We start from the raw sequence: 6,687 nt of genomic DNA, 5'->3' as shown, positions 1-6,687 counted from the left end.
AGATATTTATCAGAAAAGTCATGATCAAGCTAGAGGTTTAAAGACTGATCGGGTTCCAATTATTTTTATTAATAAATATTTTACACAATTCATACCAGGTAAGCAACAGAGCTACGCCACTACTACCGAATCATTACCGCCTTTTTCAATCTGTCCCTGAAAAGGTCTTAATTTTAGGGAAATACAGTTAAAGGAATCCATTCGTAGGTGTTGACAATGCCTTGAAAATAATCATTAATAGTTTCTCTGGAATAGGGAACAACACCATCTTCACCAAACCAACGTTCATAAATTGTCACCGCTTGTTGTTGGTCGCTAACGATCCCTTCCATGAATTTTAATAAGGTGTAATTCACTGTATCGCGCCATTTAGAATCATTTTCGGGTAAAGTACAGGCATAGGATTCGTAGGCGTAGGGATAGGAGGGAACTATGGCTAAATTATTAGGATTTTTAGCACTTTTCCTTAAACCTTCTAGGGTAATGCCATCACTGGCAAAACCATCAATTTCTCCCGCTTCTAGTTTTTGTAAACCCTCGCCACGATTTTTAACTTTGACCAAAATAGCGGCGGGTTGTTGGGTTTTAATTACCGATTCATTAGTAGTATTGGCAATCACTCCAATGCGTCTGCCTGCCAGGCTACCGATGTCATCGAGATTACTACCTTTGCGGGTGAGCAATTGAGTACCACCGGCAAAGTAACTAACGGAAAAATCCACTTCATTTTCTCTTTTCCAAGTAAAAGTAGTGGAGCCACATTCGATATCGATAACCCCTGTTTTCAACTTTTCAAAACGATTTTGGGGATTAATCTCAACAATTTTTAACTTAATTGGTTTTCCTAACTTCCGTTCGGTTTCCTTGCGAATTAACTCTAACATATCAAGGCTGTAACCCACCCACTTGCCCTGGGAGTTGACAAAACCAAAGGGAATAGCATCTTTACGAGCGCCGGCAGTAATTACCCCAGTTTTTTGAATGCGATCGAAGATTGCTCCCGCAAGGCTAGAATGGTTACTGGTGACGGTTAAAGCTACTGTCATCGTCATGACGGCAAGTGTACGCTTCATTTTTTTCCCTAATCTGAAAGTGGCTCAAGTCTGGGACTGTTTTAGGAGACTGAGAGTTTCCCAGAGGAAGATTTTTTAGCGGCGATTGCTGGGGACAAAAAAAGAGGAGAGATGTTACTCTCTCCCCCTTTTAGTTTTTTCGACAACATTTTAAATTGTTTTTTCAGTTGTCGCTGTCGGGCCGAACCGCCCTTGCCTTTGTCGTTACGTCCCTGACGGCGGGGGGACTCCCATCGCTTAAGTCGCATAGTTTTTAATTCCAATTTAGTCAGTTATATTTTTTATTGTAACAGGTTTAACGTCAGTTTGGATTAAGGAATGCTGAACTCTAGTTAACCAACCTTGTCCACCTAATTAGTATTTTCCCATGCTTAGTCAGCAACTTTGGCACAGCCATCAAGATCTAGTACAAGCTTGTCTAGAACACCCTTTTGTGCGAGGTATCGCCACAGGAGAGCTTAAACGGGATTGTTTCGCTTTTTATGTCGGTCAGGATGCTTTTTTTCTGGAATCTTTCGCCCGTGCTTACAGTATCGCCGCCGCTAAAGCTCCCGATTGGCAGGGATTTACTAGCTTTCATCGGTTAGCGGCGGGGGTATTAAAGGAGTTAGAATTACATGAAAATTATGCTTTACAGTGGGGAGTTGACCTGAGAAAGGTTCAGCCCGCTAATGCCACCCGTCGCTATACGGATTTTCTTCTCGCTACCGCTTGGATGGGTGACATCGGTGCGATTGCTGTGGCGATGAGTCCCTGTATGCGTCTTTATGCTTATCTGGGTCAACAATTAGCCTTAGAACCAATTTCTGAGAATCCCTATCAAGCTTGGATTGATAGTTATAGTGGGGATGAATTTGAAGCTTTAGCAAGCCAGTTAGAGGAATTGGCGGATAAATACACCCTGATGACCGAAAATATCTCTTTATCCTATCGTTATGCCCTTAGTTGTGAACTGGATTTCTTTAGTGCCGCCTGCAGCTGGGGCAAATCTTAAAATTTTTCCGTCACAATGTTAAGAAATATAAATGACGCTAAGATTAAGGTAAGCAAAATCGTCATTATAAAAATAATGTTCCCTTCGCAACCCGCCGAAAACGAACTCCTGAAAACCATCTTGGAACCTCTACTAGAGGATTTCACCTATTGGTTTTCCCGTTCCCGTCTTCTCCTCGAATCCGAGAGATTATCCTTTCTCAGCCTCGAGGAACAAAACGATTTATTAGCAAGAGTCAAAAACGCCCAACAGGAGGTAGCCACGGCTCATTTACTCTTTAAAACCACAGGTGGTCAGGTGGGTATCGAGGCCAAGATGTTGTTGCCTTGGCACCAGCTGGTGGCAGAGTGTTGGGGGGTCAGCAGTCGTCGTCGTCGATTACAGGGTTGGGGAGAATATCAATCTCCTCAAACTGACGCTTAACCTGAAACTTTTTTGGTAAGCTAGAGAATTGAGCGAATTTTTAGCATAAAGTTTTGGCAATTAGGAATATTCACACATAATTCATGGGAGACTCGGCCAATGTTACATCTGCTCTATATCCTCGCCTTCACAGTTATCGCTTTTTTGACCATTAATAATTTAATTCGGAGTCTGATTACTGTCAGCATGGATTCCCAGAAACGTCCTGCTAAATCGGCTAATTCCTATAATCCCTACGGTTATCCCATGACTTCCCATCCAGAACTTTTGGACGAGGCCGGACAACCGATTAATGAACCTCTGTTAGTGATTCGTTCTCTCACTGTCGAAGATGCTCGTCAACAGTTAGATGCTATTTATAATTCTTCTCCCAGTGCTACCAAAGAGCAAGATGAAGAAATCTAATTGGGGTTGGCTGAATAAATCTAAAAATCTTGTTGGGTAAGACTTTGAGACCTTTTTGAAATCCAAAAGTGCTAGGCAAGAGAGTGATCAGGGGGAAAATTCAGGTGCTTTTTCCCCGAAAATTAGGTAATTGACCTCCTCAAAATCGGTAAAACCCTGCACCCCACACCCCACACCCTGCCCCCACCAGCAAACTTTTTCAGCAGACCCTAATTGGTTCTAGAATGGCAGTCCTTGAAAACAGATATATTTATCTACACGGTTTTGCTTCTGGCCCCCAATCAACAAAAGCGCAATTTTTGAGACATTGTTGGCAAAAGAGGGGTTTAGCAATGGAAATTCCCGATCTTAACGGTGATGACTTTTCTAGCTTAACTCTCACTCGTCAGATTGTTCAAGTCGGCCAATTGATTGAACAATCTCAGTTTCCCGTTACACTGATTGGTTCCAGTTTTGGCGGTTTAACGGCAGCTTGGCTGGCAGAAACTTATTTTCAGGTGCAAAGGCTCGTTTTATTAGCTCCCGCTTTTAATTTCGGGCCGATTTGGTTAGGACAATTGGGAGCAGAAACCCTAGCCAATTGGCAAAAATCTGGGAGTTTATCGGTTTATCACTACGGTTATCGCCGTTATCTGCCAATTGATTACAAGTTGATCGAGGATTTAGCCAATTATCCCCTAGAAAAGTTGATCAGGCAGCTGCCTACCCTGATTATTCCTGGTCGTGCCGATGAGGTGATTCCCCTAGAAAATAGTCGCCATTATTGCATGAATCGCCCTTGGCTGAAATTAAGCGCATTAGATAGTTAAAGATGCCCGCACTACTACATCTTATACCTAATTTAAATGCAGGACAGCTGACGACGGCTTTGTGCTAAAATGTTTTCAGGAGACTTGAAACAGACCTGGAGGAAGGCGTAAGACTACCGCTAAGGTAGCGGCATCCAGTGAAGCGTCAACAGACCTGAAGATCGTTCAATTAAGTTTGTTTGATCTGCCCGGAATCACCGTCCGATCAAGGCGGTGAGGATGTCAACGCAACCGTTCAATCCACATCACTATTACCACAGAAAAAAAATCAAATGCAACCCAGCGACAAAAGTGTTTTAACCCCTGAAGAACGGCTTCAAATTTCATTTTTACTCAAAGTAAGTGTTTTAACCCCTGAAGAACGGCTTAAACTTTCATCTTTACTCAAAGCAATGGAAAGCAAAGAACAGGCTCTCCGCAACCTTGACCCGATGGTGTTGGATCTTTCGATTCGCGAGCCTGCTGTAGGTTCCCCCATAGGCCATGTTCTTGAAAACAAACTCGCCCTTTTAAGCCTGGCGAGAAAATTCGGCTTTAAGGAGATTTTACTGGCAACTTTCAATGTGTCGATGCCAGAGATTGAGCAAGTTGACGATGCCTTCTGCAAATTACTCAACGAAAGGAAAGAAGACCTGACAGGTACTTTTGGATTCGCCTCGCCCGGGAAGTTTTCCGCTGACCAAAAGGTGTTTAATGCAGACATCAGCATGGAGAAGCTGAAAAAATATAAAATCCCTAACGCTATCTTTGATCTTGACATCACTAAGGCCTACGTCCGCGTAGAAGACCGCGACAATTACCTACGGGAACTTGCCGCCACCATTAAATGGACTCATGAAAATATACGCGGTGATAACGGAGGCGCTCCCCGCGTGTATATCAACTACCAGGATGGTGTAGATGCGTTTTTCGAGGATTGGGAATGGGTGGCAAGGGTTACGAAGTTTCTAGCGACTCAACCCATCGCCGCCATTCTCTACGAGGATGGAAAAGGAACGGCGCTACCTTTCCAGATCGCCACATTGACCGCCATGATCAAAGGACTTATGCCGCCCAATATCAAATTGCTAGTGCATATGCATGCGGGAAATGGTATGGAAAATGCGTCAATCATGGAAGCTTTGTTAAACGGAGCCGATGGCATTTGGGCTGGTTTCACACGCGAGGCAGCAACCAATGGTCATGCGCCAAGTTCCGAGCTGTTGGCGAATCTGCGCCGACTCGGCAACCAAATAGTGGAGAAAAAGTATGCTTTCAAGCAAATGGTTCCCATCGCCCACGAAATGACCAAAATCAACACTGGAGAACAGACCCAACCCGATGTTCCGATTATCGGCAGGAATGCCTACCGGACAATCCATACGTTTTTCATGCAAGACAAGAATCAAAAAATGGATTTGGCCCCAGAAGCCATAGGTGCCAAACCAGGCTGGCGCATCACAATGAGCAGCGACAATGCAGTATTGCGCAATCGTTTGAACGAAGTGCGGCCCGGCACGGAACTTGACGACGCGACTGCAAATCGTATGCGCGCCCTGTTGCGTAGCGATCTGATGGCAGGCAAGCGCATCGCCTATGACGAGCCGAACAACCTGATCGACCTATACGTTCGCGCTACAACCAAGCCTTAAAACTTAACGCGAGTCGAATTGGTCTGTGAATATCGAAAAATTTCCCTATCTGGATTCGGTCAGGGATTTCTGAAAATTCCAGAAGAGCATTAATATTATGGAAATGTCTAATAATAATGGTTCTTCGGTTTGTCTTATGCAATGTCTGTCTCTATAAGGAATGAAACCCTTATAGAGACAGACATTGCCGCAATTTTTGTCAATTGTTGGCGATCTGGACGAACTAATCAATTAAATCTCTTGCCAGATAAGGATTTAGTCGATTTATGCCCCCATATCGAACCATGCCAAGTCCCGAAGAGCCAGAATAATCCCCCTTTTATCTGAAAAAGAGGGATTTATAGCGGTTCTCGCATCTGGGCGGCACACTTAAACCTTTGCTGATTAAGCTGTTCAGGATCGGGAATGTACCTCTTGTGAATCAGAAACGCTATATTTAGTCCAAATTTGTTAGATTGAGAGGAAAGTTTTCACGCTTCTCAGTCTCAAGACAAGAGGTTTTCTCCTGATATATTGCCACTACCAAAGTCCGCGGATAGGAGATACACTAGGCTCGGGAGCAGGTTGGGGAGCAACTTCAGTAAAGGTTCTGGTTTCCGGGGGTAAAGCGGGAAGTCCCCAAGCGGGTTGTTTTTCGTTGATTTCTCTTAAAAGTTGCGAGCGAGTGCTACTGACGGCGATTTCTGATTTTAGTTTCAAGCGGGAAACCCAATAGGGACGAGCTTTACCCACATAAACTAATTTGCCATCTACCACTTGCAAAATCACGTCATCACCACCAGTGGCATCCCCAACAATACGAGCGGTGGTTCCGTCGGCAAAGTCACCACTGAAAATTTCTTTGCCATCCACTGTTACAGGTCTGATCAATTGGATGGACATAATGCCACCCACGGTTCCCCGGACGCGACCTAGTACATAGTCACCGGGGTTGAGTTGTGGCTCACCTCTGTAGGTGTTATGGCCGCGCAGTTGACTGATCAGGATTTCGTTATTTTGTGGTCCTGCTTGTACGGGTACAGCACCAACGGTAGTTAGGGCAACTAAACCGGCAAAACCAGCGACAAGGGAAATTTTGTTAAACACAATTACCTCAAGCAAAAAGTTAGTAAATTGTCTATAGACGTTTTAGATTATAACCTAGTTCCCAATTTTGTCTATATTGCGAAATATTAGTTTAATAATTTCTCGATCAAGCGGTTGGAGGTTTCAGTTATCAGTTATCAGATTGCAGTTTTAAGTAGACAGTGTTGGGTGAAAACTTCGGTGTCTTCTGGACATCAGGTGAAAAATGTTCACCATGTCACATAATGGGCGCAAGCAGTTCGATAAACTCACTGACCACCTTGCGC

At 44.1% G+C, this 6,687-nt stretch carries 8 protein-coding genes; 5 read left to right on the top strand and 3 right to left on the bottom strand.

Annotated elements, in window-relative coordinates; all coding sequences use genetic code 11:
- Window positions 1–173 precede the first annotated feature (173 nt).
- Entirely contained in the window at window positions 174–1,073 is a 900-nt protein-coding gene (locus tag H6G40_RS17085) for an amino acid ABC transporter substrate-binding protein (protein ID WP_069475684.1), read from the bottom strand.
- A gap of 41 nt (window positions 1,074–1,114) precedes the next feature.
- On the bottom strand, window positions 1,115–1,321 hold the full coding sequence (locus H6G40_RS17080) for a hypothetical protein (protein WP_002732891.1): 207 nt from the start codon (window positions 1,319–1,321) through the stop codon (window positions 1,115–1,117).
- A 119-nt stretch (window positions 1,322–1,440) separates the two neighbouring features.
- Here H6G40_RS17080 and H6G40_RS17075 point away from each other — a divergent pair, with 119 nt between their 5' ends.
- The 5 genes from H6G40_RS17075 (at window position 1,441) to H6G40_RS17055 (ending at window position 5,335) form a co-directional block, all read left to right on the top strand.
- On the top strand, window positions 1,441–2,067 hold the full coding sequence (locus H6G40_RS17075) for a TenA family protein (RefSeq protein ID WP_069475683.1): 627 nt from the start codon (window positions 1,441–1,443) through the stop codon (window positions 2,065–2,067).
- 15 nt (window positions 2,068–2,082) lie between these two features.
- Window positions 2,083–2,490 carry a DUF2605 domain-containing protein gene (locus tag H6G40_RS17070; RefSeq protein ID WP_002777118.1) on the top strand — a complete coding sequence of 136 codons (408 nt, stop codon included), beginning with the start codon at window positions 2,083–2,085 and terminating at the stop codon, window positions 2,488–2,490.
- Between the two features lie 99 nt (window positions 2,491–2,589).
- Window positions 2,590–2,895 (top strand): DUF2973 domain-containing protein, encoded by a 306-nt coding sequence (locus H6G40_RS17065; protein ID WP_002732775.1) that lies wholly within the window; start codon window positions 2,590–2,592, stop codon window positions 2,893–2,895.
- Window positions 2,896–3,119: 224 nt separating this feature from the next.
- Window positions 3,120–3,704: a YqiA/YcfP family alpha/beta fold hydrolase gene (locus H6G40_RS17060; RefSeq protein WP_002733444.1), complete on the top strand. Its 585-nt coding sequence runs from the start codon at window positions 3,120–3,122 to the stop codon at window positions 3,702–3,704.
- Between the two features lie 272 nt (window positions 3,705–3,976).
- Window positions 3,977–5,335, top strand: a complete 1,359-nt coding sequence (locus tag H6G40_RS17055) for a hypothetical protein (protein ID WP_002733101.1) — start codon at window positions 3,977–3,979, stop codon at window positions 5,333–5,335.
- A 519-nt stretch (window positions 5,336–5,854) separates the two neighbouring features.
- On the opposite strand, the gene H6G40_RS17050 is transcribed toward H6G40_RS17055, so the two are convergent.
- Entirely contained in the window at window positions 5,855–6,421 is a 567-nt protein-coding gene (locus tag H6G40_RS17050) for a hypothetical protein (RefSeq protein WP_002733715.1), read from the bottom strand.
- Window positions 6,422–6,687: the final 266 nt, after the last annotated feature.

It is taken from the genome of Microcystis viridis FACHB-1342, assembly GCF_014698335.1.
GTDB lineage: Bacteria > Cyanobacteriota > Cyanobacteriia > Cyanobacteriales > Microcystaceae > Microcystis > Microcystis ichthyoblabe_A.
This window is presented reverse-complemented; position numbering and strand designations above follow the sequence as displayed.

Coding starts and splice junctions, on each gene's coding strand:
- H6G40_RS17055 (WP_002733101.1), top strand. CDS start 3,977: ATGCAACCCAGCGACAAAAGTGTTTTAACCCCTGAAGAACGGCTTCAA.
- H6G40_RS17085 (WP_069475684.1), bottom strand. CDS start 1,073: ATGAAGCGTACACTTGCCGTCATGACGATGACAGTAGCTTTAACCGTC.
- H6G40_RS17060 (WP_002733444.1), top strand. CDS start 3,120: ATGGCAGTCCTTGAAAACAGATATATTTATCTACACGGTTTTGCTTCT.
- H6G40_RS17065 (WP_002732775.1), top strand. CDS start 2,590: ATGTTACATCTGCTCTATATCCTCGCCTTCACAGTTATCGCTTTTTTG.
- H6G40_RS17070 (WP_002777118.1), top strand. CDS start 2,083: ATGTTAAGAAATATAAATGACGCTAAGATTAAGGTAAGCAAAATCGTC.
- H6G40_RS17080 (WP_002732891.1), bottom strand. CDS start 1,321: ATGCGACTTAAGCGATGGGAGTCCCCCCGCCGTCAGGGACGTAACGAC.
- H6G40_RS17075 (WP_069475683.1), top strand. CDS start 1,441: ATGCTTAGTCAGCAACTTTGGCACAGCCATCAAGATCTAGTACAAGCT.